The sequence below is a fragment of the Streptomyces sp. SCPE 10 genome, assembly GCF_051980735.1.
GTDB classification, from domain to species: domain Bacteria; phylum Actinomycetota; class Actinomycetes; order Streptomycetales; family Streptomycetaceae; genus Streptomyces; species Streptomyces misionensis.
Map to the genome: position 1 here is coordinate 1,163,046 of NZ_CP197069.1, position 26,385 is coordinate 1,189,430.

Below are 26,385 nucleotides of genomic sequence, written 5' to 3' on the forward strand. Positions count from 1 at the left end.
GCGCTCATTCCGCTCTGAGTGGCGAACACCATCGCCGCCAAGCCGGCTGTAAGCGCCAGCAGTTGGCGAGTGCGAATCATGCTGGGAGAGTGGCAGCAGGAATCCACTCCGGTCAACATCAGATTGCCGCCCGCCGAATTATTCCGCGCTCAGGCCAATTAATCCGGACCAGTCGCCTTGCGGCAGCCGCTGATTCCCCTGCACCCTCGACACGGCACCTGCATCGAGAGCCGTGGAACCGGACGAGAGGAAACCGGGCGTTGGAGGTAACCAGCGGGGTGGGGAGCAAAGCATGGAACTCCCTGCACGTGTGGACGCAAACGTTCAAGAGGGGCGTCCACACGCTCCATCTGCCCTCGTCTTCGGGGATCAAACTGAATGCCCAATTGAGCGGGCTTCTGGAAATTCGCGAAGGTCACGACACGCGGACAGGGAAAGAGGCGTTCCCACTTCCCGGCGACGTGTGCATCACTCCCCCCGGGCTGAGTCGGACGCTGGTCGTGGCACCGACCGGGGACGAGCCCGTGACGATCGCCGGCCTCACCCTCCCGATCGACACGCTGCGCCGGTTCATCACCGAGGAGGACCTGCGGTCACGCATCCCGTATCTGTGGGATCCGCACCCGGTGACACGGTTCGACCCGCTCCTCGCGGCCATGGTGAAGGCGGTGGCGGCCGCGAGCGAGGTCGGCGCTGACGACCTGTACGCGCAGTCGGCGGCGCAGTTCATCGCCGCCCACCTGCTCGCGTCGCACTCCTCCGGTGCGGGCAGGACACCCGGCCTGCTGAGCCCAGGGCAGCTCGAGACGGTTCTGTCCTATATGCGGGCCAATCTCGAACAACCGATCTCGGTCGGCGATCTGGCGTCCCTGGTCTGCTTCAGCCGTTTCCACTTCGTACGCTGTTTCAAGGCCACCACCGGATTGACCCCGTACCGCTATCTCACCGAACTCCGGATCGACCTGGCCCGCAAGTATCTCGAGACCGGCGACGACACCATCGCCCGCATAGGACGGCGCTGCGGATTCTCCGGTTCCGAGCACTTCACACGGAGCTTCCGCCGCATCATGGGATGCACGCCGTCGCAGTACCGGACGAGGCGCTCCTGCGGTCTCGGGCAGAGCCTGCCCGTGCTTTGATCGGTATCCTCCGGGCAAGCTTGTTCGACGCGGTGAAACCGAGGTGTGCATGGCAGGCAGGACCGGGCGGGTGCTGGTGGTCGACGACGACGCGGCGATACGGCGGTCGCTTGCCCGGGGGCTGCGGCTGAGCGGATTCACTGTGGCCGTCGCGGACGGCGGTCGCACCGGTCTGGCGGAGGCCCGCGCCGGCCGCCCCGACATCGTCGTCCTGGACGTCTCCATGCCCGACCTCGACGGCATCGAGGTGTGCCGGGCCCTGCGCGACGACGGCGACGACGTACCGGTGCTGATGCTCTCCGCTCTGGACGAGACGGCCGACCGGGTGGCGGGTCTGCAGGCGGGCGGGGACGACTACCTGGTCAAGCCGTTCGCACTCCAGGAGTTGGTCCTGCGGCTGCACGCCCTGCTGCGCCGCCGTCCGCCGGCCGCCACCGCCCCCCTCCGCGTCGGCGGCCTCGTCCTCGACCCGGCCGCCCACCAGGCCGTTCTGGACGGCCGGCCACTGCAACTGACCCGGCGCGAGTTCGCGCTGCTGGAGGTCCTGGCCCGCAACGCGGGCATCGTGCTCACCCGCGAGCAACTGCTGGACTGGGTCTGGGGGTACGACTTCCAGGTCCGCAGTGACGCCGTGGACACGTTCGTCAGCTATCTGCGGCGCAAGCTGGAGGCGGGCGGCCGGTCCCGGATGGTGCACACCGTGCGCGGGGTCGGTTTCGTCCTGCGCGCGGATCGCCAGACCCCGCACATCGTGGACACGCCGTGAAACTGTCCACCCGTATCGCGCTCGCGGTCGGCGTGAGCGTTCCCGTGCTGGTCCTCGCTTCCGGCTGGCTGCTGCTGCACCTGGTGAGCAGCGATCTGCGCACGCGCCAGAACGACCAACTACGCGCCCGCGCGACGGTCGTCGCCCAGAACGCCAAGGCGTATCTGGACGTGGCCGGAACCAACCACCCGCTCCTGGAGCAGGCCCGCCGACGCCGGCTGATCAACTCCGCCCGGGATGTGGGCGTCCGGCTGAAGGGGCCGCAGGACACGATCTCGGCCGGCCCGCAGCCCGAGCCGAACCCCACGCTGCCCCCCAACGCCCTGACGCCCGTCACCGTGACCTCCGGCGGCAAGGACTGGCTCGTCCTGTCGCTGCCCGTCGGTGCCGCGGCGCGAGAGGGCAACACCCCGAATCTGTGGCTGCTGTCACCCGACACGGCCGAGGACGAACTGGCGCTGGTGCGCCAACGGGTACTGACCGGTGCGCTGGTGGCCGCCTCACTGGCCGGTGCAGCCGCCTGGGCCATCGCCGCCCGGGCGGTTCTTCCGCTACGGCGGCTTCAGCGGCGTACCAGTGGACTGGACCCCCGGACCAGCACTGTACGCCTGGAGCACACGCCGACCCGGGTCACCGAGGTGGACGACCTGGCGTACACGGTGCAGACCGTGCTCGCCCGCTACGACGAGCAGGTCGCGCGCACCGGGGAGGCGCTGGCCACTGCCCGCGCGTTCGCCGCGACCGCCTCCCACGAGCTGCGCACCCCGCTGATGAGCATGCGCACCAACCTCGACATCCTCACCGACCACCCCGACCTCGACCCCGAGGACCGGGCGGAGGTGCTCGGGGACCTCGGGCGCGAACACACCCGGCTGCTTGGGCTGCTGGTGATGCTGAAGGCGCTTGCACAGGGCGACCTGATCGAGGCGGACGCGTTCTCGCCACTGGACCTCGGGGAGCTCGTGGAGGCGTCGGTCTGCGACCTGCGGCGCGCCCACCCCGCCGCCGAAGTGTCCGTACGCACCACCGCGGGGGTGCGTGTCGACGGCTGGGAGCAGGGTCTGCGATCGGCGGTGGACAACCTGCTGACCAACGCCTGGACCCACGGCCGCTCCGAAGACGGCGTCGCCCGCATCGAGGTGACCCTGCGCCCGCCGCTCGGTGGGCGTGAGGCGTCCGCGGTGCTCGTGGTGGACGACCACGGCCGCGGCGTCCCTCCCGAAAGCCGCGAGGAGATCTTCCAGCGTTACCACCGCGGCCCCGACAGCCCCGGCTCCGGCCTGGGCCTCACCCTGGTCGCCCAGCAAGCCGCCCTCCACGGCGGCCACATCATCGTGTCGGACCGCCCTGACGGCCGGCCCGGCACCCGCTTCGAACTCCACCTGCCGGCCACGGGCGTCCAGGACATGGAGTACACCCTGCCGCTGTTGCATCGCGACTGGCTGACCCGAAGCCCCGAACAGGCCCGGCCGGGCCTGTTCACCAAGCGAACCTAGCCAGGCTCCCCTTCGGATGCCGGACGGGGGGCTGGGGGGTTGTCGGAAGCGGTCACGGCGCGAACCCGACGTGTGGTCATACCGTCCGGTCCGCGGCGACCGCTGCGGACCGGATGTCCACGGCCGGCTGCCGCTGCTCCCGGGTGACCATGCGGCCGCGGAGAAATATGGTGCCCAGCCGTGTGACCACCTCGGTGAGTGCCATCAGTACAAACGCGGCCACCCACGCGTCCCCCGTGGTGATCTGGTGGGCCAGGCTGAAACGGGCCACGTCGTCGGCGCCGCCGTGGTCGACCCACAGCTGGAACCCCATCCGCGCCCCCATGCCCAGCACCCACAGGGCCGCGGAGACCGCGCCGGCCTTGATGAAGAGATGCGCGCCGACCTTGCGTATACGGGTGTAGACGCCGCCCGCGACCCCGAGGGCCGCGCCGACGGCGACGAGCGCGCCGATCAGCACCAGGTCGTTGCCGGCCGTGGGCACGCTGTTCAGGTAGCTGTGCGCGACGAAAGCCACGACTGCCAGCGGGATCACGTACGACTTGGCGTCAAGGCGGCCCTCCCTCAACTGCCGGAAGACGACGAGGAGAAGGGCGATGTCGGTGATCCAGTCGGTTGTTGTCATGCTGCAAGCCTGCTGGCACGGCCCCGTAAGCGCCTGCACCCACGGGTGGAATTATGGGTGGAGACCGGGAACGGCAGATGAGCAGATGTAGTGGCCATGGGTTCCGACTGGCGTCCTGCCCAGCGAGGCGGTGATCGCGGCGAGTTGACTGGATCGAACACCTGGGGATGTCGCGGATCGATCAGCCCTTGCGGGTCTTGATCTCCTCGGTCAGCTGCGGGACGACGTCGAAGAGGTCGCCGACGACGCCGTAGTCGACCAGCTCGAAGATCGGGGCCTCGGCGTCCTTGTTGACGGCCACGATGGTCTTCGAGGTCTGCATGCCGGCGCGGTGCTGGATCGCGCCGGAGATGCCGTTGGCGATGTACAGCTGCGGCGAGACCGACTTGCCGGTCTGGCCGACCTGGTTGGTGTGCGGGTACCAGCCGGCGTCCACCGCGGCACGCGAGGCACCGACGGCCGCACCGAGCTGGTCGGCGAGGGCCTCGATGATCGCGAAGTTCTCGGCACCGTTGACACCGCGGCCACCGGAGACCACGATCGCGGCCTCGGTCAATTCCGGACGACCGGTCGACTCGCGCGGGGTGCGCGCGGTCACCTTGGCGCCGGTGGCCCGGGCCGAGAAGGTCACCGCGAGGTCCTCGACCGCATCGACGGCCGGGGCGGCCTCCACGGTCACGCTGTTGGGCTTGACCGTGATCACCGGAGTGCCTTTGGAGACACGGGACTTGGTGGTGAAGGACGCGGCGAACACGGACTGGGTGGCCACCGGGCCCTCGTCGCCGGCCTCCAGGTCGACGGCGTCGGTGATGATGCCGGACCCGATGCGCAGCGCCAGGCGGGCGGCGATCTCCTTGCCCTCCGCGGAGGACGGGACCAACACGGCGGCCGGGGAGACGGCCTCGACGGCGGCCTGCAGGGCGTCCACCTTGGGCACGACCAGGTACTCGGCGTACTCGGACGCGTCGTGGGTGAGGACCTTCACCGCACCGTGCTCGGCGAGGATGGCGGCGGTGTCGGCGGCACCGTTGCCGAGCGCCACGGCGACCGGCTCACCGAGGCGGCGCGCCAGGGTCAGCAGCTCCAGCGTGGGCTTGCGGACGGCACCGTCCACGTGGTCGACGTAGACGAGGACTTCAGCCATGGGATTGCACTCCTGCGTATCGAGGCTGAGGGGCGGTCAGCGAAGCCGGCCTCAGATGAACTTCCGGCTCGCGAGGAACGCGGCGAGCCGCCTGCCGCCTTCGTTCTCGTCCATGACGATCGTGCCGGCGGTGCGGGCCGGGCGCTCGGTCGCAGCGTCCACGACGGTGTAAGCGCCCTTGAGCCCGACTTCCTCGGCGTCGATCTCCAGGTCCGACAAGTCCCAGGACTCCACCGGCTTCTTCTTGGCCGCCATGATGCCCTTGAAGGACGGGTAGCGCGCCTCGCCCGACTGGTCGGTGACCGACACGACGGCCGGCAGGGCGGCCTCCAGCCGCTCCGAGGCGGCGTCGCCGTCCCGGCGGCCAACGACCCTTCCGCCCTCGACCGAGACCTCGGACAGCAGGGTGACCTGCGGAACGCCCAGGCGCTCCGCGACCAGCGCGGGCACGACGCCCATGGTGCCGTCGGTGGAGGCCATACCGGAGACGACGAGGTCGAAGCCGGCCTTCTCGATGGCCTTGGCCAGCACCAGGGAGGTGCCGATGGCGTCGGTGCCGTGCAGGTCGTCGTCCTCGACGTGGATGGCCTTGTCGGCACCCATCGACAAAGCCTTGCGGAGCGCGTCCTTGGCGTCCTCGGGGCCGACCGTCAGCACGGTGACCTCGGCGTCGTCCGCGTCCTCCGCGATCTGCAGCGCCTGCTCGACCGCGTACTCGTCCAGCTCGGAGAGCAGACCGTCCACGTCGTCACGGTCGACGGTCAGGTCATCGGCGAAGTGCCGGTCGCCAGTGGCGTCGGGCACGTACTTCACAGTGACAACGATCCTCAAGCGTCCAGGCCTCCCCGCTTGACGAGCTGCCCGGCGATGACGTTCCGCTGGATCTCGTTGGTACCCTCGCCGACGATCATCAACGGTGCGTCGCGGAAGTAGCGTTCGACGTCGAATTCGGTGGAGTAGCCGTAACCGCCGTGGACGCGGATGGCGTTGAGGGCGATCTGCATGGCGGTCTCGGAGGCGAACAACTTCGCCATGCCGGCCTCCATGTCGACGCGCCGGCCGGCCTCGGCCTCCCGGGCCGCGTACAGGGTGAGCTGGCGAGCCGCCGTCAGTGACGTGGCCATGTCTGCGAGGTAATTGCCGATCGACTGATGCTTCCAGATCGGCTTGCCGAACGATTCGCGTTCCTGGGCATAGGCGAGGGCGTCCTCCAGCGCCGCGCGCCCCACGCCGAGGGCGCGGGCGGCGACCTGAAGACGGCCGGTCTCCAGCCCCTTCATCATCTGCGCAAAGCCCTTGCCCTCGACTCCGCCGAGCAGGGCTTCCGCTGGCGCGCGGAAGTCGTCGAAGGACAGCTCGCAGCTCTCCACGCCCTTGTAGCCGAGCTTGGGCAGGTCCCGCGAGACGGTCAGCCCCGGACCATGTTCGACGAGCAGGATGGAGATGCCCTGGTGTGCCGGGCTCGCCGCGGGGTCGGTCTTGCACAGCAGGGCAATCAGCTGTGAGCGACGGGCGTTGGTGATCCAGGTCTTCGCCCCGTTGACGACGTAGCCGTCGGTGTCCTTGCGGGCGACCGTGCGCATGGCCTGCAGATCGGAGCCGCCGCCCGGCTCGGTCAGCGCCATGGTCGCCCGGATCTCACCGGTGGCCATCCTCGGAAGCCAGCGGCGTTTCTGCTCCTCGGTGCCAAAGTGCAGCAGCAGCTTGGCAACCACGGTGTGTCCGCCCATCGCGCCGGCCAGGCTCATCCAGCCGCGGGCCAACTCCTCGGTGACGAGGACGTAGCAGGGTGTGGAGACCGGGGTTCCCCCATACTCCTCGGGTACCGCGAGACCGTAGATACCAAGGCGCTTCATCTGCTCGATGAGGGCCTCGGGGTAGGTGTTGGCGTGCTCAAGCTCCTGGACGACGGGCCTCACCTCCTTGTCGACGAAGTCCTTCACCGTCCTGACCATGAATTGTTCGTCGTCGGACAGGATGTCCAGAATGCTCATGCTGTGACGCTCCTTCCAGAGCCATGGGGTTGAGGTCGGCCGGTGGTTCAGATGACGTGCTCGGCACGCAGCCGCTCTATCGCTGCCGAGCTGTATCCCAGCCCGCCCAGGATGCTGTCTGTGTGTTCGCCCGCTGCGGGCACCGCGCCCATGCGCGGGCAGACGCCGTCCAGATCGGCCGGGGGCACAAGGGCGGGCACTACCGCCCCACCCGGGATCCGGACGTCCCGCCAACGACCGCGTGCCTCCAGCACCGGGTGGGCCAGGAAGTCCTCGATGTCGTTGACGCCGGCATTGGCGATGCCTGCCTGGTCCAGCAGCTCCATGGCTTCCTTGCTGCTGAGCTCGGTGAAGCGGGCGGCCAGGATCGCGTTCAGCTCCGCTCGGTGCGCCACACGGTCGGAGGTGGTGGCGAAGCGCTTGTCACCGACAAGCTCGGCGCGGCGCAGGAACCGCTCGCACAGTGCGGCCCATTCGCGCTCGTTCTGGACGGTGATCAGCACGTCCTTGCCGTCGGCGGCCGTGTAGGCGCCGTACGGGGCGATGGTGGCGTGCTGCGTGCCGATGCGGGGAGGCTGGGTGCCGCCGTAGCGGGTGTAATAGGCGGGTTGGCTGACCCACTCGGCCAGCGCTTCGAACAACGACACCTCGACCGCTCGCGCGACCCCTGTGGTCGCTCGCTTGAACAAGGCGGTGAGGATGCCCGAGTAGGCGTACATACCTGCGGCGATGTCGGCGATCGATATCCCGACCCTCGCAGAGCCGTGTTCGTTCCCGGTGAGCGAGACCAGACCCGTCTGGCATTGCACCAGCAGGTCGTAGGCCTTGCGGTTGGCCCACGGGCCGCTGGTTCCGTAACCGGAGACCGAGCACGGGATGAGTGAGGGGAAGCGCTCGGCCAGGTCCTTCGCGCCCAGGCCCATCCGGGCAGCCGCACCCGGAGCAAGGTTCTGCACGAACACGTCCGCCTTCGCGAGCAGCTGCTCCAGGATCGCCCGGCCCGGGTCCGATTTGAGGTCCAGCGTCACGGACTCCTTGGATCGGTTGAGCCATACGAAGTAGCTGGACTCACCGTGCACCGTGGTGTCGTAGCGGCGAGCGAAGTCGCCACCGCCCGGCCGCTCCACCTTGATGACACGGGCGCCGAGGTCGGCCAGCTGGCGGGTGGCGAACGGAGCGGCCACTGCCTGCTCGATGCTGACGACGGTGACGCCGTGTAGCGGCAGTTCTTCGGGGTGCTCGGTCATGAGTGACTCCAAGGAGGTGCAATGCCTGCATCCGGGCTGCCATCATGAAGTCTCATGAGTGATCAAGAGAAATAGCATTTGGTGATACCCTCATGCGTGCATGGGATACCGGCCCGAAAGGCGGGAGTCGTGGACGTCAAGCAGCTCAAGGCGATCGTCACGGTGGCCGAGGTCGGCAGCGTGACGCGGGCTGCGGAGCTGCTGCACCTGGTGCAGCCCGCTGTTACCCGGCAGATCCGCACCCTGGAGCAGGAGCTCGGCGTTGCGCTGTTCGAGCGGACCGCGCAGGGCATGCGGCCCACCGGAGCCGGGACGATCATGGTGGACCGCGCGCGGCGCGCGCTGGGCGAGCTGGAGCGAGCGCGCGCCGAGGTACGGCCGGCCCCTGGCACGGTGGCCGGCATCGTCACGATCGGCTTGCTGGAGAGCACCAGCGATCTGCTTGCCGAGCCGCTCGTGTCGGCGATCGCACGCCACCACCCCGGCGTTCGGCTACGGCTGATGACCGCGTACTCAGGGCATCTCCAGCAATGGCTTGACGACGGGGACCTCGATCTGACACTGCTGTACAACCTGGACAGCACTCCCTCGCTCAGCGCCCGCCCCCTGGTACGCGAGCGCCTGTGGGCCGTCGCTCCGGCTTCCGCCGGCCTGCGCGTCGACCGTCCTGTGCCCTTCGCGGAAGTGGCCAGGAATCCGCTGGTGATGCCTACCTCGGGGCACGCACTGCGCAGTCTGATCGATGCGGCGGCGGTACGAGCGGGAGTCGACTTGGAGGTCGTCGTGCAGACGAACTCCATGCGCCTGCAGAAGCAACTTGTCCTCGCGGGGCAGGGCTGGACGGTGCTGCCCGGCCTGGGCGCCGCCGAGGAAGTCAAGCGGGGCACGATCAGTGCCGCGCCGTTGAGCGAACCTGACGTGTGGCGCTCAATTGTCCTGGGTGCACCGAGGTTCGGGCGCACGCCGCCTGCGGTGGACGTTGTCGCGCAGGAATTGGTCCGGCAGGTCGACTTGGCGGTGACTCAAGGAAGATGGCCCTCCGCCGTCCAGGACACCGATGGTCCCGCCGGACGCGCCTGACGCTCCCCCTCACCTCCTCCGTCCTGGCCCTGCGCGGCGATCAGGTCGGGTCCGCCATGCGCCGCATCCGACTCACTTGTCGCCCTGCGCCGGGCTGACCTCGCTTCACGGAATTCCGGAGGAGTGCGGGTCCTCACGTCGAACGGTTTCATCGGCGCCCCTGACCGCGTGACCGGGCGCGGCGCACTGCCGGTCATGTCTCCACGACATAGCCGCATCACGGATCTCTATTACTCAATCCTCCTTATCACGGTTGATGATAGATGCAAGCCAGGCGGTCCGCGCCACTTCGGCATCCCCGCATGGCCGCTTCCATGAAATCGAACCGTGCTCCCCCGCCCCTGGAGGTCGACGATGTCCCCCACTCCCAGCGACCCGTCCGGGACAGCCCCGCTCGACTCGTACCTGGATTCGTGGGCTCCTGCACCGGTCAGGGACGAAGATCCCCTGCATGCCGGCCCGGTGGCAGCACTGTCGGCCGTTTTCGACCTGCCCGGCAGCGCTGCGGAGGCCGGGGACCCGATTCCGCCGCTGTGGCACTGGCTGCACTTCCTGAACTGGCCGGCACACAGCGAGCTCGGCCGCGACGGTCACCCGGCGAACGGGCACTTCCTGCCGCCCATCCCCAACCGGCAGCGCATGTGGGCCGGCGGCCGCTGCGAGGTCACGGAACCGCTCCGCCTCGGCGAACCCGCCGAACGCCTCAGCAGCCTGAGCGCGGTGACCTCCAAGCGCGGACGCACAGGGGAACTGCTCTTCGTCACCGAGCGTCGTGAGTTCCGGCAGGGCGGCCGAACCCGTCTCGTCGAAGAACAGGACATCGTCTACCGGTCGGGACGGAGCACGGCTCAACACCCCGACACGCTCGACGAGTCAGCTCCTCCCCGGACCGACTCACCCTGGCAGCTTCCTCTCCGCCCCGACCCGGCGCTGCTGTTCCGCTTCAGTGCCCTGACCGCGAATGCGCACCGCATCCACTACGACGCCCCGTACTGCCGGAACGACGAGGGCTACCCCGGCCTCGTCGTCCACGGCCCCCTGCTCGTCCTGCTCATGCTCGAACTTCCTCGGCGCCACGCGTCAGGAAGGCAGGTGCGGTCCCTCTCCTACCGGCTCCGGCGACCGGTGTTCGCCGGCGAGCGCATCTCGGCTTGCGGCACTCCGGCCGGCGGGGGCGCCCAGCTGTCCATCGCCACCCACCGGGAGGCGCAGCATGCCACGGCGGAGGTGAGCTTCGGATGACCGACCTGCGCGACCGCATCGCCGCAGCCAGGACCCTGCTGTTCGTGCCGGGAGACCGGCCTGACCGTTTCGACAAGGCGGTCGCCTCCGGTGCCGACCTTGTCGTCATCGACCTCGAAGACGCCGTGGCCGCCGACGACAAGGAGCGCGCCCGAGAGAACGCCGCGGCCTGGCTGGCACTCGGCAATCGGGCCGTCGTGCGGATCAATGCACCGGGAACGCCGTGGTCGGAAGCGGACCTCGCGAAGGCTGCCGAACACGGCTGCCCGGTCATGGTGCCCAAAGCCGAAGACCCCGTCGTCCTTGCGGAAGTTGCCGCCCGTGCGGCCGGCCGGTGTGACCTCGTCGCCCTCGTCGAGACAGCTCTCGGCGTGGAGCGCGTTCACGAGGTGTGCGCCACTTTCGGCGTCGCACGAGCCGCCTTCGGTAACGTCGACTTGGCCGCACAGCTCGGTGTTGCCCATGATGACCACACAGCACTGGCTTACGCCCGCCAGCGACTCGTCGTCGCCTCGGCCGCAGCGGGGATCGCTCCGCCGATCGATGGTGTCACCACCGCCGTACGCGATCCCGATGTACTGCGCGCCGACATCGCCCACGGACGACGGCTGGGCTTCACCGGCAAACTCTGCATTCATCCCGACCAACTGCCGTCCGTCGCAGAGGGTTTCGCGCCTTCGGCGCGGGAACTGCGGTGGGCACGCGCCGTCCTCGCCGCCGGGGAATCCGTCACCACGGTTGACGGCCACATGATCGACAAGCCGGTACTGGAACGAGCACGGCGCATCCTGGCGGCGCCCCAGGTACCGCACACCGCAACCTAGTGCCACGTCAGGTGACGTCTGCCCTGTTCGACGCCGGCACCTTCGAGCGAGCGGCGTGCCCCTTGAGCCAGGGCTTCCCCGTACACGGCGAAGCCCTGGCTCAAGGGGCACGCGCAGGTGCTAAGGTCCCGCCATGCCACGTACGGACAGGGCGGCGCGGGTGATCGCTGCGCCACCCGATCGGGTCTGGGCCGCACTCGTCGATCGCGAGGCGCTCGTGGCATGGCTCCCTCCAGCCGGGATGACTGGCAGGTTCGAGCGATTCGATGCCCGGCCGGGCGGGTCGTACCGGTTGGTGCTGACCTATTCCGACGTGTCGGGAGCACCGGGCAAGGCGACCGCGGATTCCGACATCGTCGAGGCTCGCTTCGTCGACATCGTCCCCGGTGCGCAGGTCGTGCAGGCGGTGGACTTCGTCTCCGACGATCCTGCCTTCGCCGGCACGATGACCATGACCTGGGAGGTCACCGCGGTCGAAGCGGGGGCGCGCGTCGACATCGTTGCCGAGGACGTCCCGGACGGCATCTCCGCTGAGGACCACGCCGCGGGGCTCGCCTCTTCCCTGACGAATCTTGCCGCCTACCTGGAGCAGTAGCCCTCGCTGATGTCGCGTCAGGCGATGCTTGCCCTGTCGTGAGGTGACGCGCCGTCTCGGTGCTGTGCCGGGCGGGGTGTGGCCGTCGCCCTGTCCGGGTGGTGGCCGCTCTACGGGGTTGCGGATGCGTAGCCATGCCACGGGCTCCCACCCGCACCCCGCCGATGACGACGCTGCAGACGAGAACTGACGGCTATTCAGTCACGTCGCCCGACATGGCGCCCGCCAGATCCCCGACGGCGCCGGGCACGGGGTCACCTGTCGGCCGCTCCGGTTCCGCCGCCCGCGGCCGGAAGCGGACGACCGGTTGGGGAGGGCGGGGATGTGGAAGACCGTCCGGCGGTACCTCTTGGGGCAGAACAGGGCGTACCGCCGGACGGAACCGGGGGCCGCCCGGTGACCGACGGGGATGGATCGGCCGGCCGAGCGGGCGCGGTGCGCGCCACGGTCAGGACCTGGTGAGGCACAGGGTGGCGATGTTGTGACGACGGTCGGGCGGCGGTCGCTCGGGTGCGTGGCCTTGGGATGCGACGTCCGCGGTCGGGGGCGGGAGGGGGTCGGGTGCGGAGACGCGGGCGTGGCCTTTCCCCCACCGCCGTCACGTTCGTTCAGAGGCGTGTGAAGGCTCTCTTTCAGTCGACGAGGTCCAGCGCGGCGGCGACGATGCTGTCGGTGTCGATGCCGTGGTAGCGGTAGACGTCTTCGATCGACCCGGACTGTCCGAACCGGGTCACGCCGAGGGTGGTGGTGGGCGTGTTCTGGATCGTGCCGAGAAAGGCGAGAGTGTGGGGGTGGCCGTCCAGGACGGTCACCAGGGGCGTGGCCCGGTCGGCGGGGAAGACCTGGTCGAGGATCCAAGTGGGGTCCTCCGACAGGCCGCGGCGGGACTGAAGTGCTCGGAAGAGCAGGTCCGGGCTGGTCACGCTCACCACGTCCGCGGCGTGGCCGAGGGCGGCGAGCCGGTCGGCGGCGGCCAGGGCCTCGGGGACCAGCGCGCCCATCGCGGCGAGGGTCACCACGGGCTTCTCGCGCTGCCGCAGCCGGTAGGCCCCGGCTGTCACGTGCCGGCGGCGGCGTTCGCGGGCGGCCGGGTCGCTGGGCACGGCGGCCGCGGACTGGTCGACGGGCCGGGTGGACAGCCGCAGGTAGGTCGAATTCCCGTCCGGCCGGCCGAGGTTGCCGAGCGCGGCCAGCAGGCACCATTCGGTGTCGATCGCGAACGCGGGCTCGTAGGTGACGCAGCCGGGCTGCTCGACGCCCAGCGAGGGGGTGGTGATCGACTGGTGCGCGCCGCCCTCCGGGGCGAGCGTGACGCCGGACGGGGTGCCGACCAGGATCGACTGGCCGCCGGCGTAAATGCCGAACGACCACGGCTCCAGAGCCCGGTTGACGAAGGGGTCGTAGACGACGCCGATCGGCAGCAGCGGCTGGCCCCAGCGGCTCCAGGTGGCGCCCAGCTCGCCGAGCAGGCCGACGAGGTTGGTCTCCGCGATGCCCAGCTCCACATGCTGACCGGTCGGCCGCTCCCGCCAGTGCAGAATGGTCTCGGCGTCGTCGGCGAACCAGTCGGTGCGTTCGGTCGGTGACCACACGCCGACTTTGTTGAGCCAGCCGCCGAGGTTGGTGGAGGAGCTGACGTCCGGGCTGACGGTGACGATCCGGCCCGCTGCCTCCGGTGCCCGCCGGGTGAGGTCCAGAAGGACGCGTCCGAGGGCCTGCTGGGTGTTGCCGGTGCCGGTCGGTGCCGGGCGGGCGAGGTCGGCGGGGACCTCGGGGGGCTGCCGCGATGCGTGTTCGGGGCGGTGCAGCCGCCTGGCAGCCGCCGCGCACACGACTGCTTCCGGCGATCCGTCGGCGAAGGCCTCCCAGGGGCGGTCGAGATCCGTTCCCAGACGGTCGGCCAGTGTCCTCATCTGGTCGGCGGTCAGCAGCGAGGAGTGGTTTTGGGGGTGGCCCTCGGTGGGCAGCCCGTACCCCTTGACCGTGTACGCGAAGATCACAGTCGGGCGGGTGTCGTCGACGCCGTCGAACGCGTCCATCAGCGCCCCGATGTCATGGCCGCCCAGGTTGCGCAGCGCCGACAGCAGCGAGGCATCGTCCAGCGGCTCGATGAGGGCGGCGATCGGCCCGCCCGTGGAGCCGGCGCCGGGCAGGCGTTCGCGTAGCTCGTCGGCGGAACAGCGCAGCAGGCGCTGGTATTCGGGGTTGCCCATGGCGTCGATACGGGCGCGCAGGGCCTGGCCGCCCGGCCGGGTGAACAACTCCTGCAGGAGATGCCCGTACTTGAGGGTGATCACCTGCCAGCCGGCCGCGGCGAACATGCCCTGCAGCTTGTCCGCGGCGATACCGGGGACGACTCGGTCCAGGGACTGCCGGTTCAGGTCGACGACCCACACCACCTCACCCAGGCCCGGCACCATCGGGTCCTGAATCGCTTCCCAGATCGCGCCCTCGTCCAGCTCCGCGTCGCCCAGCAGGGAGTACTGGCGTCCCGTACCGGCGCCACCGAAGTGGCCCTCCACGTAGCGGCGTGCGAGGGCACCCCACACGGGGGCGGTGGCGCCGATACCGACCGAACCCGTGGAGTAGTCGACCGGGTCGGGATCCTTGGACCGGCTGGGATAGCTTTGCAGGCCCCGGAAGGCGCGCAGGGTGGTCAGGTAAGACGCGTCCAGCTCGCCCAGCAGGTAGTTGATCGCATGCAGCACCGGTGAGGCGTGGGGCTTGACCGACACCCGGTCGTCTGCGGTCAGCGCGTGGAACCACAGGGCCGTCATGATCGAGGTCATCGAGGCGCTGGACGCCTGATGGCCACCGACCTTCAGCCCCGAGGGGTTCGGTCGCACCCGGTTGGCATGGTCGATGATGACGGTGGAGAGCCACAGCACCCGCTGTTCGACCGCCTCCAGCAGAGCGAGTTCCTTCCCCCGGTCCAGGACCGGGTCATTGCCGTTGGCCGGCCTTGTTTCCGCGACTGTCACAGGACCACCTCCGCGATGCGCCATGCGTTGAAGAAATTGACGTTGTGCTCCATCAGTAGACAGATGGATCTCCGAATGCACAATATGTACCCCTATAACTGAGCATTCTGCTCAAATCTCGAAGCGTATGAGAGGCGCGGACCGAGCATCATGAACAGTGAACGGACCCTCGATGCCACCGACGCCCGGATCCTGCTCGCCCTGGCGGCCGATCCGCGGGCCACCGTCGTCGCCTTGGCCGAGCAGCTGGGGCTGTCCCGCAACACCGTCCAGGCCCGGGTGGCCAGGATGGAGCAGAGCGGCGCGCTGAGCTCCTTCGAACGCCGGATCACCCCGAAAGCGCTGGGCCACCCGCTGACCGCGTTCGTCACCGCGCAGGTCAACCAGCATCAGCTGGCCGAGGTGTCCCAGGCGCTGGCCGGCATCGCGGAGGTCGTGGAGGTCTTCGGGCTCAGCGGGGAGACCGACCTGCTCGTACGGGTGGTCGCCGCGGACGCCGAGGACCTGTACCGCGTCGCGGGGCAGATCCTCGCCGTTCCCGGCATCGAACGCACCACCACGGCCCTGGCCATGCGCGAACTCGTGCCACACCGCCTCACCCCGCTGCTGCGCCGTGCCGCGAACCGCCGCTGAGCGCTCCGCCGAATGTGCCGCACCACGCCGCGAGGCGACGTCGACTTGGCGGGCACAGCCGCTTGGGAGGCGGCGGATCAGGAGCCGAGGCCCCCCGGCAGTACGCATCCGTTCGGATGCAGCGGCACCGCTCACATGCTGACCGGCTTGAGGTCCTCCCCCATCCAGCGGGCGATCGCGACGGTGCGGGCGTCCGTGCCGGGTTGGCCCATGACCTGCAGGCCGAAGGGCAGGCCGTCGACGGCCATGAGCGGCACGTTCACCGCGGGTGCGCCCAGGAGCGAGCTCGGGAAGTTGAAACCGGGGTCCCCGGTGGGCCAGCGGACCGGTGGTTCGCCGGGCACGTCCCCGGACCAGATGGGTGCCGGCCCGCTAGAGGTGGGGAGCAGGACGGCATCGGCACGGGTGCCCAGCAGCGCGTAGGCGGCTGTGAGATCGGCACGCGCGCGGAGGGCCTCCTCGTAGCCTTCGGCTCCAAGCCGCGTGGCGGTGTCGAAGAAGAATCGCTTGACCCGGTCGCTGAAGTCATCGGGGCGATCCGCCGCGAGGTCGCGGAACGCCCACGCGTGTTCCCAGGCGAGGATTCCGCTGCCGATCTCCGTCGCCCCGACCAGGGCCTGTTCGAAGCGCTCGACCACGGCGTCGTCGCTGCGGCGCAGCACCCTCACGCCTGCGGCCTCGACCTGGGCGACGACCTGTTCGAATGCGCGCAGACTCGCCGGTTCCAGCCGCCCCCAGGCCTCGGTCTCGATCAGTGCGATCGTGCCGGGCACCCGGACGGGCGGGGGCGTGGCGGGGCCGTGGAGAGCGGGTCTGCCCGGGTCACCGCCCGCGCGTGAAGCGATGGCGACGGCGACCAGCCACATGTCCTGCGCCGATCCGGCGTGTACGCCGTGGGTGGTCATGCTGGCGGTCTGGCGCTCGCCGCGGTTGATGGCGCCCTGGGAGGGTTTGAGTCCCCAGACGCCGTTGAAGCTCGCCGGGCGCATCAGCGAGCCGCCGGTCTGGGTCGCGATCGCCGCCGGGACCATGCGAGCGCCGACGGCGGCGCCGGATCCCGAGGAGGAGCCGCCCGGGGTGCGCCGGGGGTCGAACGGGTTGGTCGTGGGGCTCGGCTCCGGGCCGCCCAGCTCCGTGGTCACCGTCTTGCCCAGGATGACCGCGCCGGCTTGGCGTAGTGCCCACACTGCGGCGTTGTCGCGCTTGGGGAAGTTGCCGGCGAAGGCGGCGGAGCCCATCTGGGTGGGCATGTCGCGGGTCTCCAGCAGGTCCTTGATCCCGATCGGCATGCCGTCGACGGGCGAGAGTGGCTCGCCTCGGCGCCAGCGCTCGGTGCTGGCGTCTGCCTGCTTTCGTGCTCCTTCCTCGTTGAGCACCACCCAGGCCCGCACGACGGGTTCGCGTTCGGTGATCGTGGCCAGGCACCGTTCGAGGTAGTCGCGCGGGGAGTCGGTGCCGTCCTTGAAGGCCGCGGTTGCGCTGTGGTAACGCAGGGGCTCGAAGGTTGCGGGGTCGTAGGTCAACTGTTCTCTCCTCGCTGGTGTCGTGCCGGGTGGACGGCGCGCGTGCGGGCAAAGACTTCTGCCATGTCCGTGGAGCCGACGGCCTTGTCCGGGTGGTCGGTGAAGGTCTGGCCGAGGGACTCGGCGGCGAGGCGGTCCTTCGCCGCCGTCATCGCAGCACCTCCTCCACGGCCCGCGCCCGCGCGTGTGTGCGGGTCTCCGGGAGCGCCACCACCAGGACGACGAGCGCGACGACCGCGAGTGCGGTGATGTACCCGCCCGGCGCGAGCCGGCCGTACCACCTGGTCAGCAGCGCGCCGAGGATCGGGGCGGTGCCGCCGAAGATCGCGTAGGCGACGTTGTAGGCCAGTGCGGTGCTGGTGGCCCGGATTCGGGCGGTGACGAGTTCCACCGCGACCACGGTGGAGCCCACCGTGACCAGTGCCGCGGGGATCACGAGGATGATCTGGGTGGCCAGCGTGCTCGCCAGGGTGTCCCCGCTCGCCATCAGGTAGGCGGGCAGCGAGCCGACGATGGCGACGGCGACGCCGACGACCAGTACTGGTTTGCGCCCGACCCGGTCGGCGGCGATCCCGGCCGGGAGGCACAGCACCGCGCACACCAGCAGGGCCACCCCGCCGGAGACGAGCGCCGTGTCGGCGGAGACGCCACCGGTCGTCGTCAGGTAAGTGGGGAGGTAGCCGAGCAGGTTGTGCACCACGACCGCGAGCAGGGCGAACATCGTGAACAACAGCAGGAACACCCGCCAGTTGCGGAAGGTGTCGCGGATCGGCCGCGACGCCGTTTCCCCCGCTGACTCCAGCTCCTGGAAGGTCTGTGTCTCGTCCAGCTTGAGCCGCATGTAGAGCCCGACGAGCGCCATCAGCCCACCCGCGAGGAACGCCAGCCGCCAGCTCCAGTCCTCGTAGGCCGACCGGGAGATCAGCCGCAGGGCCAGCAGTGCGAAGGAGGCCAACGCCGAGCCGACGTAGGTCGCGCTGCCGACGGCGCTGAGCCACGTCCCGCGTCGACCGGGTGGGGCCTGCTCCATGACGTACGACGCGGCACTCGTGTATTCGGCCCCCATCGAGATGCCCTGCGCCAGCCGGCAGATCAGCAGCAGGACCGGGGCGAGGGCGCCGACCGATCCGTACGTCGGCAGCACCGCGATCGCGGCGGTGGAGACGGCCATGATCAGCACGACGGTCGACAGCGCCGTGCGCCGGCCGAGGCGGTCGCCGATGCTGCCGAAGATCGCGGCGCCGAGCGGGCGCACCACGAAGGCGAGACCGTAGACGGCGAGCGAGGACAGGATCGCGAGCGTGGGATCACCCGCTGGGAAGAAGTGCTTCGCGATGATGGTCGCCGAGGCGCCGTAGACGACGAAGTCGTAGGACTCGACGCCGTGACCGATCATCGCGGCGGGCAGGACCCGGCTGCGCTTCAGGGGCCCGCTCACCAAATCCTCTCCAGTACCCGCAGGACGTTGCCGCCGATCACGGCGGCGATCTCGTCGTCCGGATAGCCGTGCTTGACCAGCCACCCGGTGATGTTGCGGAAGCACTCCCCCGGGTTCTCCAGCCCGGCGACCGCCTCGATCGGTTCGAACTCGGGCCCCGAGCGGATGGTGTCCTCGACGCCCCACTTCTGGCTCATCACGTGGTGCATGTCGAGGTGGTTGCCGAAGAAGGTGTCCGGCCCGAAGGCGACGTGCTCGATCCCGACCAGGTCCACGCAGTACCGGAAGTGGTCCATCACGGAGTCGATGCCGTGGGCACGGTGCTCGGTGCTCACGGTCGTGTAGGGGGCGGCCTCGATCCCGATGACGCCGCCGGACTCGGCGCAGGCGCGGATCACCTCGTCGGGCTTCATCCGCGGGGTGTCCCACACCGCCCGTGCCCCGGCGTGGGTGATGAGGACCGGGCGCTCGCTCGCCTCGATCACCTCCAGCGCGGTCCGGTCCGCGGTGTGGGAGACGTCGATGGCCATGCCGAGCTGGTTCATCCGGCGGACAGCCTTGCGGCCGAGCCCGGTGAGCCCGCCGTCGCCCTTCTCCCGCAGGCCGCTGCCGAGAGCGTTGGCGTCGCTGTACGTGACTCCGATCTGCCGCACCCCGAGCCCGTAGAGGACGTCGAGCCGGTCGATCTCGTTCTCGATCAGGGCCGCGCCCTCCAGACCCGCCACGACGGCGAGGCGCCCTTCGGCGTGGGCGCGGCGGATGTCGTCGACGGACTCGGCGCGGATCACGAAGTCCTGGTGGGCGAAGTCGCAGAACCGCATCCCGAGGTCGGTGATGACGTCGTCCCACTTCCAGCCGTTGCGGGACTCGCAGGCCCCCCAGCCCAGGTTGTCGAACACCGCGTCGAGCCCGGAGCGGCTCAGCCCCTCGTAGCCGTAGGCCAGCCGCGCTCCGCGGTTCCAGTCCAGCAGCTCGGTCCGCGCGTGGCGGGGCAGCTTCACCGGGTGGTCGTGCAGCGACACCACCACGTTCTCGGCGAGCAGTCGCTCGGTGCGTGCCGTCTCCTCGTCGGTCAGGCCGAGGTCGTAGGCCGGGAGCCGGTCGACGTCCGGTGAGGGCTCGAACTCGTCGTAGTCCGTTCCGGCCTCCAGGTAGGAGAAGGACTGGTATCCGCTGTAACGGGTGGGTGGCATCGCTGGTCTCGCTTCCGGGACACTGGCAACTGTTCATCATTGCGGCACAGTGGTGCCACTGTGCGGCACGATTTCGTTCCCCGTCAACCGTTCCGCCGTTACGCGGATGCCGCCGCCGACGTTTGACACCCCACACCCTGCGACCTAATGTGCCGCTATTAGATACGCTGTGCACTAATGCGATACGCAAGATGAGGTGACCATGATCAACGCCGAGGAGTTGGTCCGCACCGTGTGGACGCCGTTGCCCCTGCGGGACGTGACGCTGCCCAACCGGGTGTGGCTCTCCCCCATGTGCCAGTACTCCGCGGACACCGACGGCACCCCGACCGACTGGCACCTCGCGCATTACGGCGCCCGGGCGGCGGGTGGCCTCGGCATGGTGATGGTCGAGTGCACCGCCGTCGCGCCGGACATGCGCACCACCGCCCGTGACCTCGGCCTCTGGAGCGAGCAGCAGGTCGCCGGCCACCGCAGGCTCGTGCAGGTGATCGAGACGGCCGGATCGGTGCCCGCGCTCCAGCTCGGCGTCGCCGGCCGGAAGAGCTCGCACGGCGTGCCGTGGGACAACGCCGGGACGCGCAGCGCGATCGCGCCGGAGGATGGCGGGTGGGAGCCCTTGGCTCCGTCGGCGGTGCCCTTCGCCGGGCTCGCCGTCCCTCGCGAGATGACGTCCGCGGACGGGACGAGGGTGCTCGAGGACCTGGACCGGGCGTCGCGGAACGCCCATCGTGCCGGGTACCGGCTGCTGGAACTGCACGGCGCCAACGGCTATCTGTTCCACCAGTTCCTGTCGCCGCTGGCCAACCGCCGCACCGACGAGTGGGGCGGGGATCTTGAGGCCCGACTGCGGTTCCCGCTGGAGATGGTGCGCGCTCTGCGCTCCGGATGGCCGCAGGACAAGCCACTGGTCGTACGACTGCCTGCCGAGGACCTGCTCGCGGGCGGGCTCACCACCGAAGACATGATCTTCGTCGCCCAGCAGCTGGGGGCGAACGGCGTCGACATGGTGGACCTGTCCTCCGGCGGACTGGTCCCCGAGGCCGGACGCCTGTCCGAGCCGTTGCACAACGCCCGGTACGGCCCGCTGTTCCGGACGGCCGGGGTGCCCGTCGCCGCGTCCGGGGCGGTCTGCACATCAACCCACCTCGCCGAGGCGGTGCCCGGGCTCGTGGACGCCGTGCTCGTGGGTCGTGCGTTGTTGCGGGACCCCTACTGGGCCCTGCGCGATCGAGGAACCACATTCTGGCCCCGGCAGTACCGCCGGGCCTTCTGAGCCTCAGGCCGAGGAGATCAGCTCACTGAGCTCCTCGGCCGCGTCCATCGTCAGCCGGGCCAGCCGAGCCTCGTCCGCAGCCGCGAAACGCATCTCCGGGATCGCCAGGGTCAGACCGGCGAAGGGACGCCCCGCCGCGTTGCGCACCGCCGCGCCGAGGGAGGTCACGTGGGGACGGAACCACGCGGACCCGTTGAGCGCGTATCCCCGCTCGGCCGTGCGGGCGATCTCCGCACGCAGCTCGCGGGCGGAGGGGATGGGCTCGGGGAAGCTGTCGACCGGGTTCCTCAGCACCTCGTCGACCTCCTCCGGGGCCAGCCCCGCCAGGATCGCCAGGCCCGTGGACGACGCCCGCAACGGCACCCGGCTGCCGACCTCGACGAACACCCGGACCGCGTGGGTGCTGTCCTCGCGGGCGATGACGACGATGTCGTCGCCGTCCCGCAGCGAGAAGTGCACGGTCTCGTCCGTCTCCGCCGCGAGCCGCTTGACCACCGGCCGGGCGAGGTCACGCAGGTCCTGCTCGCCGGTACCGCGCAGTCCGATGGTGAGCGCCTTCATCGTCACGCCCCACCGAGTGCGGTCGGGGTCGACTATCCGCAACCACCCCGCCTGCTGCAGAGTGACGAGGCAACGCTGCACAGAGCTCTTGGGCATAGCCGTCACCCGGGCGAGTTCGGAGACTCCGATGGGCTGGCGAGCGGCGACCTCCTCCAGGACCCGAAGGGTGCTCAACGCACTGCTCAAAGGCCGCACACTGCCGGCCGGCTTCTCCATCGCCGTCACATCCGCGCTTTCATCAATGCCGATCAGGGCCCAGAGCGTAGCATTTCGGCACGGCCGTCCCGCATCGAGGAACAGGCCCCGCTTGGCCCGATATGGTGCACAGCGTATCGCCAAACGGCACAAGAGTAGTACTCCGGTGAGATTCGCGTCCTGAGCCGGCTCTTGGTCGGTAGCGGCAGCGGCGAGCCGTGACCTGGTGGCGTCTGCGCCAGTGGGACCAGCTCGGGGCCGGCGCACTCGGCCAACCGCCGGCCGTTCTCGCGCCCCATCGGCGCCGGGAGACCGCGGACCCGGTCCCGCATCCGCCGACGCCGATCCACCCGGACGAAGGAGCCCGCCATCCGACGCCTGCCTACAGCGAGCGCACCCCCATGATGCCGAGGACCTGGTCGCGCAAGGAGTGCGCGCCGCTGTCCTGCCGCGCGATGGCCACACTCCAGATGAGGTAGGAAAGCCCGCTTTCGGCGCGCTGCCGTGCGTCCGGCACCGGCCCGATCACCTTCTCCAGGCGGGCGGCGAGACGGTCGGCCATCGGCATGAGTTTGGCCTCCCTCGCCACGCGTGCGAGCTCGGAGTCGGGCTGGCTCAGGCAAGCGGCGATCAGGCGGCCGAGGCCGTTCGGGACGGCGTCGGCGATACGTTCCAGAGCGGCATCCAAGTCGGCGAGCGGGTCGCCGCTCTCGACCTCCTCGTGCTGCGCCATGTCCGCCCGCAGAGCCGCCATGACCAGCTCCTTCTTGCCTGCCCAACGCCGGTACAGAGCACCGAGCCCGATCCCGGCCGACTCGGCCACGTCCTTCATCCGCAGCCCGTCGTATCCGCGCTCCTCCAGCAGGGCCAAGGCGTGTTCGAGGGCCAGGCGATCGATGTCCGAGCTGCGGGGTCGGCCGCGGGGCGAGTTCTGCATGGCATTATGATAACGTCCATTACCGGAAATGGTGATTACCGAAAAGAGGACTGGTATGGCTTTCCCGGACCCGACCCGCGCCCTCGTCCTGGGGGGTGGCGGCGTAACCGGCATGGGATGGGAGATCGGCGTGCTGGCCGGACTGCTCGACGAGGGCGTCGACCTGCGCGACGCGGACACGGTGATCGGTACGTCCGCCGGCTCGTTCGTCGGCACCAACTACACGTCGGGCACGGACTGGGAGGCTCTCTACGCCGACCAGGCCCACGCCGGCGACTACGAGCCGGTCATGCGCACCGATCCCGACGTCTATGCGGGCTGGGCCGAGGCGTTCCGCTCCGGTGCGGGCGATCCCGAGGCCGTGGGGGCGGGGTTCGGCCGGGTGGCCCGCGAGTTCGCCCCGGGCGTCGATGGCGAGACCCGGCGTGGCGTGGTGCGGGCACGACTGCGCACCGACAAGTGGCCGACCAACATGCGCGTCACGGTCACCGACGCCGACACCGGCCGCCTGGAACTGCTGGGCCCGGACTCGGGCATCTCCATAGAGACCGCCACCGCGGCCAGTGGCGCCGTCCCCGGCATCTGGCCCAGCGTCCCGTTCAACGGCCATGAGTGGATCGACGCGGGCATGGTATCCGCCGCCAACGCCACGCTCGCGGCCGGGCACGACTGCATCGTCGTCCTCGCCCCCATGTACGAGGGGTATGCGGGTATCCCCAGTGCCCAGGACGACGTCGACCGTCTCAACCAGGGCGCGCGCGCTTTCCTGGCCATCCCCGACGAGGACAGCGTCGAGGCGATCGGCCCCAACCCCTACGACCCCCACCGTGCGCAGGCCGCCGCCCAGGCGGGACGTCGCCAGGGCCGTGCCATTGCCGCCGTCATCAAGGCGCTGTGGGCCTGAACCACCGGGCCGGCCACGCGGGAAGCGGCGTCTTCCGTTCCCTGCGAAGCCGCAGGCGACGCACGCTGTCGCACCGCCATGGCCCGGCGTGGTCGCGCACGCTGCGAGAAGGGACGCTCCATCATGCTTGAGCTGCCGCAGGACATAGCCGGACTTCAGGCCCTCTACCGGAGCGGAGAAGTGACCGTGAGCGAGATCGTGGCCGCTCACCTGAAGCGCATCGAGGACCTGGACCCCCAGCTCAATTCCGTCGTCACCCTCAACCGCGCCGCGATGGACGATGCCGCGCGCCTCGACGCCGACACGACACCACGTGGCACGCTCTTCGGCGTACCCGTGGTGCTCAAGGACAACATCGACACCGCGGGGATCGCGACCGCCAGCGGCTCGGCCGCACTCGCCGCCCATGTGCCCGCAGCGGACGCGCACCTGGTGGTCCGGCTGCGGGAGGCGGGCGCGGTGATCCTCGCCAAGACGACGCTGCCGGACTTCGCCATGTCCTGGCACGGCCACTCGTCCCGCTCCGGCGTCACCCGCAACCCCTACGATCTCTCCCGCGATCCCGGCGGCTCCAGCAGCGGCACCGGGGCAGCGGTAGCGGCCGGCCTGGCGATGGCCGGCGTGGGCACCGACACCGGCGGCTCGATCCGCGTCCCGGCCTCCTTCTGCGGCCTGGTCGGAATCCGGCCCACCGTCGGCCTGGTCAGCCGCCACGGCGTCACCGCGCTGGTCCGCGAGCAGGATTCTCCCGGGCCGCTGGCCCGCTCGGTCGCCGACGCCGCCACCCTCCTCGACGCGATGACCGGCTGGGACCCCGACGATCCCGTCACCGCCCTGGCCAACCTGCCCCCACACCGTCGAACAGCGCAGGACCTACTGCCGCCCGAGGCGCTCAGGGGCGCCAGGATCGGTGTGCTGCGCCAGCTGTGCGCGACAGCGCCCGGTGACGATCCCGACGTCGCGCGGGTGGTCGAGGAGGGCGTCACCGCGATGCGTGAAGCCGGAGCATCGCTGATCGATGTCGGGATTCCGCGCCTGTCCGACCTGTTGCACCAGACGTTCATGTACCTGCGCCAGTCCCGCCGCGACATCAACCACTCACTGGCGCGCTCCGGTGCCCCCTTCACCGACATCGCCGACATCGTCGCCACCGGACAGCCACGGCCCACCGACGCCCTCCTACGCGCCGTCGCCAAGAGCCTCGAAGATCCCCACCACGACGGCGCCTACGGCCGCGGCCTGGAACTGCGCGCCCACCTGCAGCACCGGATCGCCGGCCTCTTCGCCCAGCACAAGCTGAGCGCCCTGTGCTATCCGAGCGTCAGGATCCCGGCCCCCACCCGTGCCGACATCGACGACGGGGCCTTCGACACGAACGCCTCCCACTCACGGCCCATGCCCACCAACACGCTCTTGGCCGCGCAGGCCGCCTTCCCCGCCGTCACCGTCCCCACCGGCTCGACCAGCGGGGGCCTGCCCGTCGGCATGGAACTCCTCGGACTGCCCCACCGCGACCGCCAGCTGATCGCGCTCGCCACCGACCTGGAACGCATCACCCCCGCCCGTACCTCCCCCACGCTGACCGCCGGCCTTGGAAGCACCGCATGACGCACACCGAACCTGGTCTCATCGACGTACACGCCCACTTCTCGCCGCCGACCACCCCCGAGATGCGGCAAAGGATCCTGGAGGCGAGCCACGCCCACAACTTCCTCGTGCCCGAACCCTACGAGTGGAGCCTGGACGCCACCCTCGACTTCATGGACGAGACCGGCACCGCCCTGCAGATGCTCAGCAACATCCCCACCGGGCACCAACTCCTGCGTACGTCCAACGACTACGGACTCGAGATCGTCGCCCAGCACCCCTCACGGTTCGGTCTGCTGGCCGCCCTGCCCACCGACGACGCACCGGCCGCACTCGAAGAGACCCGACGCATGAACAGCGCCGACGGCTGGGCGATGACCACCGTCTACAACGGACGCTCGCTTGCCGAACCTCACCTCGACCCGCTGTGGGAACGCCTCGACAGCCAGCACGCCGTGGTCTTTGTCCACCCCAACGCCTACGCCCCCTCCACCGCGGGTCTGCCCACACCACTGGTCGAAGTCGCTTTCGACACAGGACGCACCATCACCGGCATGCTCTACGCCGGCGTCTTCGACCGATACCCCGACATCACCTTCGTCATCGCCCACGCCGGCGCCACCGTCCCCCTGCTGGCCGGACGCCTCTCACTCCTCGGCGCGGAAGCCTGGGTGCCCAATCCGCACGGCCTGACCACCCAGGACATCCGAACCGCCCTCAGCCGGCTCTGGGTCGACACCGCGGCATCCGCGAGCGACCAGCAGATCGCGGCCGCGGCGACCGTGTTCGGCGACAACCACATCGTGTACGGCTCCGACTGGGGTGTCGCCTGCACCAACACCGCATCGGCCAAGCGCAACCTCCACGCCCTGCACACCACCCCGGCCATCACCCCCGAGGCCCGCGCCGCAATCCTCACCCGCGCGACCAAGCTGTTCCCCGAAGCAGCACGCCGCGCCCAAAGCGCCTGGATGTCATAAGGCAGCTCCGTCACCGGCGGACATC

The 26,385-nt window shown here is 69.9% G+C and carries 24 protein-coding genes and 1 pseudogene; 12 read left to right on the forward strand and 13 right to left on the reverse strand.

Going from position 1 to position 26,385, the window contains the following annotated elements; all coding sequences use genetic code 11:
- The first annotated feature begins 386 nt into the window (after positions 1-386).
- The 3 genes from ACSP97_RS05450 to ACSP97_RS05460 are packed head-to-tail and all read left to right on the forward strand — an operon-like array spanning position 387 to position 3,401.
- On the forward strand, positions 387-1,139 hold the full coding sequence (locus ACSP97_RS05450) for an AraC family transcriptional regulator (RefSeq protein WP_440556543.1): 753 nt from the start codon (positions 387-389) through the stop codon (positions 1,137-1,139).
- 49 nt (positions 1,140-1,188) lie between these two features.
- Complete coding sequence (locus tag ACSP97_RS05455) at positions 1,189-1,905, forward strand: response regulator transcription factor (protein ID WP_382009720.1); 717 nt, start codon at positions 1,189-1,191, stop codon at positions 1,903-1,905.
- A complete protein-coding gene (locus ACSP97_RS05460; RefSeq protein ID WP_440556545.1) occupies positions 1,902-3,401 on the forward strand; it encodes a sensor histidine kinase in 1,500 nt (499 codons plus the stop codon). The genes ACSP97_RS05455 and ACSP97_RS05460 overlap by 4 nt, the downstream gene beginning before the upstream one ends.
- Before the next feature lie 76 nt (positions 3,402-3,477).
- On the opposite strand, the gene ACSP97_RS05465 is transcribed toward ACSP97_RS05460, so the two are convergent.
- The 5 genes from ACSP97_RS05465 to ACSP97_RS05485 all read right to left on the reverse strand — a co-directional run bounded on the left by ACSP97_RS05465 (position 3,478) and on the right by ACSP97_RS05485 (position 8,411).
- On the reverse strand, positions 3,478-4,026 hold the full coding sequence (locus ACSP97_RS05465; protein ID WP_355154894.1) for a hypothetical protein: 549 nt from the start codon (positions 4,024-4,026) through the stop codon (positions 3,478-3,480).
- Positions 4,027-4,207: 181 nt separating this feature from the next.
- A complete protein-coding gene (locus tag ACSP97_RS05470; RefSeq protein ID WP_440556547.1) occupies positions 4,208-5,170 on the reverse strand; it encodes an electron transfer flavoprotein subunit alpha/FixB family protein in 963 nt (320 codons plus the stop codon).
- A gap of 51 nt (positions 5,171-5,221) precedes the next feature.
- Complete coding sequence (locus tag ACSP97_RS05475) at positions 5,222-6,001, reverse strand: electron transfer flavoprotein subunit beta/FixA family protein (RefSeq protein ID WP_440556548.1); 780 nt, start codon at positions 5,999-6,001, stop codon at positions 5,222-5,224.
- Positions 5,998-7,164 (reverse strand): acyl-CoA dehydrogenase family protein, encoded by a 1,167-nt coding sequence (locus tag ACSP97_RS05480; protein ID WP_355154802.1) that lies wholly within the window; start codon positions 7,162-7,164, stop codon positions 5,998-6,000. The genes ACSP97_RS05475 and ACSP97_RS05480 overlap by 4 nt, the downstream gene beginning before the upstream one ends.
- A 47-nt stretch (positions 7,165-7,211) precedes the next feature.
- Entirely contained in the window at positions 7,212-8,411 is a 1,200-nt protein-coding gene (locus tag ACSP97_RS05485) for a CaiB/BaiF CoA transferase family protein (protein ID WP_382009709.1), read from the reverse strand.
- A gap of 129 nt (positions 8,412-8,540) precedes the next feature.
- Between ACSP97_RS05485 and ACSP97_RS05490 the strand changes: the two genes are divergently transcribed.
- The 4 genes from ACSP97_RS05490 to ACSP97_RS05505 all read left to right on the forward strand — a co-directional run bounded on the left by ACSP97_RS05490 (position 8,541) and on the right by ACSP97_RS05505 (position 12,152).
- Entirely contained in the window at positions 8,541-9,491 is a 951-nt protein-coding gene (locus ACSP97_RS05490; protein ID WP_355326362.1) for a LysR family transcriptional regulator, read from the forward strand.
- Positions 9,492-9,953: 462 nt separating this feature from the next.
- Complete coding sequence (locus tag ACSP97_RS05495; protein WP_355326365.1) at positions 9,954-10,733, forward strand: hypothetical protein; 780 nt, start codon at positions 9,954-9,956, stop codon at positions 10,731-10,733.
- Complete coding sequence (locus ACSP97_RS05500) at positions 10,730-11,557, forward strand: HpcH/HpaI aldolase/citrate lyase family protein (protein WP_355326368.1); 828 nt, start codon at positions 10,730-10,732, stop codon at positions 11,555-11,557. Before ACSP97_RS05495 ends, ACSP97_RS05500 begins: the two co-directional genes overlap by 4 nt.
- 133 nt (positions 11,558-11,690) lie before the next feature.
- On the forward strand, positions 11,691-12,152 hold the full coding sequence (locus ACSP97_RS05505; protein WP_355326370.1) for an SRPBCC family protein: 462 nt from the start codon (positions 11,691-11,693) through the stop codon (positions 12,150-12,152).
- Positions 12,153-12,784: 632 nt separating this feature from the next.
- On the opposite strand, the gene ACSP97_RS05510 is transcribed toward ACSP97_RS05505, so the two are convergent.
- Positions 12,785-15,088, reverse strand: coding sequence for a transketolase-like TK C-terminal-containing protein (locus tag ACSP97_RS05510; RefSeq protein ID WP_440558557.1), 2,304 nt, complete (start codon positions 15,086-15,088; stop codon positions 12,785-12,787).
- A gap of 195 nt (positions 15,089-15,283) precedes the next feature.
- Between ACSP97_RS05510 and ACSP97_RS05515 the strand changes: the two genes are divergently transcribed.
- Positions 15,284-15,766 carry an Lrp/AsnC family transcriptional regulator gene (locus ACSP97_RS05515; protein ID WP_355154813.1) on the forward strand — a complete coding sequence of 161 codons (483 nt, stop codon included), beginning with the start codon at positions 15,284-15,286 and terminating at the stop codon, positions 15,764-15,766.
- Between the two features lie 131 nt (positions 15,767-15,897).
- Here the strand turns inward: ACSP97_RS05515 and ACSP97_RS05520 are convergent, their stop codons facing one another.
- Genes ACSP97_RS05520 through ACSP97_RS05535 form a run of 4 tightly spaced genes read right to left on the reverse strand, consistent with a single transcriptional unit; the run spans position 15,898 to position 19,920 of the window.
- Positions 15,898-17,289 carry an amidase gene (locus ACSP97_RS05520; RefSeq protein WP_440556553.1) on the reverse strand — a complete coding sequence of 464 codons (1,392 nt, stop codon included), beginning with the start codon at positions 17,287-17,289 and terminating at the stop codon, positions 15,898-15,900.
- Positions 17,286-17,441, reverse strand: a complete 156-nt coding sequence (locus ACSP97_RS05525) for a hypothetical protein (RefSeq protein ID WP_440556555.1) — start codon at positions 17,439-17,441, stop codon at positions 17,286-17,288. Before ACSP97_RS05525 ends, ACSP97_RS05520 begins: the two co-directional genes overlap by 4 nt.
- The gene (locus ACSP97_RS05530; protein ID WP_382071816.1) at positions 17,438-18,727 is read right to left on the reverse strand and encodes an MFS transporter; all 1,290 of its coding nucleotides are present in this window, start codon (positions 18,725-18,727) and stop codon (positions 17,438-17,440) included. The genes ACSP97_RS05525 and ACSP97_RS05530 overlap by 4 nt, the downstream gene beginning before the upstream one ends.
- Positions 18,724-19,920, reverse strand: a complete 1,197-nt coding sequence (locus ACSP97_RS05535; RefSeq protein WP_355154818.1) for a dipeptidase — start codon at positions 19,918-19,920, stop codon at positions 18,724-18,726. Before ACSP97_RS05535 ends, ACSP97_RS05530 begins: the two co-directional genes overlap by 4 nt.
- A gap of 202 nt (positions 19,921-20,122) precedes the next feature.
- Here ACSP97_RS05535 and ACSP97_RS05540 point away from each other — a divergent pair, with 202 nt between their 5' ends.
- Entirely contained in the window at positions 20,123-21,196 is a 1,074-nt protein-coding gene (locus tag ACSP97_RS05540; RefSeq protein WP_440558558.1) for an oxidoreductase, read from the forward strand.
- 3 nt (positions 21,197-21,199) lie between these two features.
- Here the strand turns inward: ACSP97_RS05540 and ACSP97_RS05545 are convergent, their stop codons facing one another.
- From ACSP97_RS05545 to ACSP97_RS05555, 3 genes and pseudogenes are all read right to left on the reverse strand, one after another.
- Entirely contained in the window at positions 21,200-21,757 is a 558-nt protein-coding gene (locus ACSP97_RS05545; RefSeq protein WP_440558559.1) for an IclR family transcriptional regulator, read from the reverse strand.
- Between the two features lie 84 nt (positions 21,758-21,841).
- Positions 21,842-21,973, reverse strand: a pseudogene (locus ACSP97_RS05550) (IclR family transcriptional regulator); the annotation flags it as partial.
- 361 nt (positions 21,974-22,334) lie between these two features.
- Positions 22,335-22,889 carry a TetR/AcrR family transcriptional regulator gene (locus ACSP97_RS05555; RefSeq protein WP_440556556.1) on the reverse strand — a complete coding sequence of 185 codons (555 nt, stop codon included), beginning with the start codon at positions 22,887-22,889 and terminating at the stop codon, positions 22,335-22,337.
- Positions 22,890-22,944: 55 nt separating this feature from the next.
- Between ACSP97_RS05555 and ACSP97_RS05560 the strand changes: the two genes are divergently transcribed.
- The 3 genes from ACSP97_RS05560 (at position 22,945) to ACSP97_RS05570 (ending at position 26,360) form a co-directional block, all read left to right on the forward strand.
- Positions 22,945-23,793, forward strand: a complete 849-nt coding sequence (locus ACSP97_RS05560; RefSeq protein WP_440556558.1) for a patatin-like phospholipase family protein — start codon at positions 22,945-22,947, stop codon at positions 23,791-23,793.
- Positions 23,794-23,916: 123 nt separating this feature from the next.
- A complete protein-coding gene (locus tag ACSP97_RS05565) occupies positions 23,917-25,401 on the forward strand; it encodes an amidase (RefSeq protein ID WP_440556559.1) in 1,485 nt (494 codons plus the stop codon).
- The gene (locus ACSP97_RS05570) at positions 25,398-26,360 is read left to right on the forward strand and encodes an amidohydrolase family protein (RefSeq protein WP_440556560.1); all 963 of its coding nucleotides are present in this window, start codon (positions 25,398-25,400) and stop codon (positions 26,358-26,360) included. The genes ACSP97_RS05565 and ACSP97_RS05570 overlap by 4 nt, the downstream gene beginning before the upstream one ends.
- Positions 26,361-26,385 lie beyond the last annotated feature (25 nt).

Excerpts from the sequence above, each read along its gene's own strand:
- ACSP97_RS05465 (WP_355154894.1), bottom strand. The coding sequence starts at position 4,026 with ATGACAACAACCGACTGGATCACCGACATCGCCCTTCTCCTCGTCGTC.
- ACSP97_RS05555 (WP_440556556.1), bottom strand. The coding sequence starts at position 22,889 with ATGCAGAACTCGCCCCGCGGCCGACCCCGCAGCTCGGACATCGATCGC.
- ACSP97_RS05515 (WP_355154813.1), top strand. The coding sequence starts at position 15,284 with ATGAACAGTGAACGGACCCTCGATGCCACCGACGCCCGGATCCTGCTC.
- ACSP97_RS05470 (WP_440556547.1), bottom strand. The coding sequence starts at position 5,170 with ATGGCTGAAGTCCTCGTCTACGTCGACCACGTGGACGGTGCCGTCCGC.
- ACSP97_RS05455 (WP_382009720.1), top strand. The coding sequence starts at position 1,189 with ATGGCAGGCAGGACCGGGCGGGTGCTGGTGGTCGACGACGACGCGGCG.
- ACSP97_RS05535 (WP_355154818.1), bottom strand. The coding sequence starts at position 19,920 with ATGCCACCCACCCGTTACAGCGGATACCAGTCCTTCTCCTACCTGGAG.
- ACSP97_RS05560 (WP_440556558.1), top strand. The coding sequence starts at position 22,945 with ATGGCTTTCCCGGACCCGACCCGCGCCCTCGTCCTGGGGGGTGGCGGC.
- ACSP97_RS05525 (WP_440556555.1), bottom strand. The coding sequence starts at position 17,441 with ATGACGGCGGCGAAGGACCGCCTCGCCGCCGAGTCCCTCGGCCAGACC.
- ACSP97_RS05540 (WP_440558558.1), top strand. The coding sequence starts at position 20,123 with ATGATCAACGCCGAGGAGTTGGTCCGCACCGTGTGGACGCCGTTGCCC.
- ACSP97_RS05500 (WP_355326368.1), top strand. The coding sequence starts at position 10,730 with ATGACCGACCTGCGCGACCGCATCGCCGCAGCCAGGACCCTGCTGTTC.
- ACSP97_RS05505 (WP_355326370.1), top strand. The coding sequence starts at position 11,691 with ATGCCACGTACGGACAGGGCGGCGCGGGTGATCGCTGCGCCACCCGAT.
- ACSP97_RS05570 (WP_440556560.1), top strand. The coding sequence starts at position 25,398 with ATGACGCACACCGAACCTGGTCTCATCGACGTACACGCCCACTTCTCG.
- ACSP97_RS05565 (WP_440556559.1), top strand. The coding sequence starts at position 23,917 with ATGCTTGAGCTGCCGCAGGACATAGCCGGACTTCAGGCCCTCTACCGG.
- ACSP97_RS05480 (WP_355154802.1), bottom strand. The coding sequence starts at position 7,164 with ATGAGCATTCTGGACATCCTGTCCGACGACGAACAATTCATGGTCAGG.
- ACSP97_RS05485 (WP_382009709.1), bottom strand. The coding sequence starts at position 8,411 with ATGACCGAGCACCCCGAAGAACTGCCGCTACACGGCGTCACCGTCGTC.
- ACSP97_RS05545 (WP_440558559.1), bottom strand. The coding sequence starts at position 21,757 with ATGAAGGCGCTCACCATCGGACTGCGCGGTACCGGCGAGCAGGACCTG.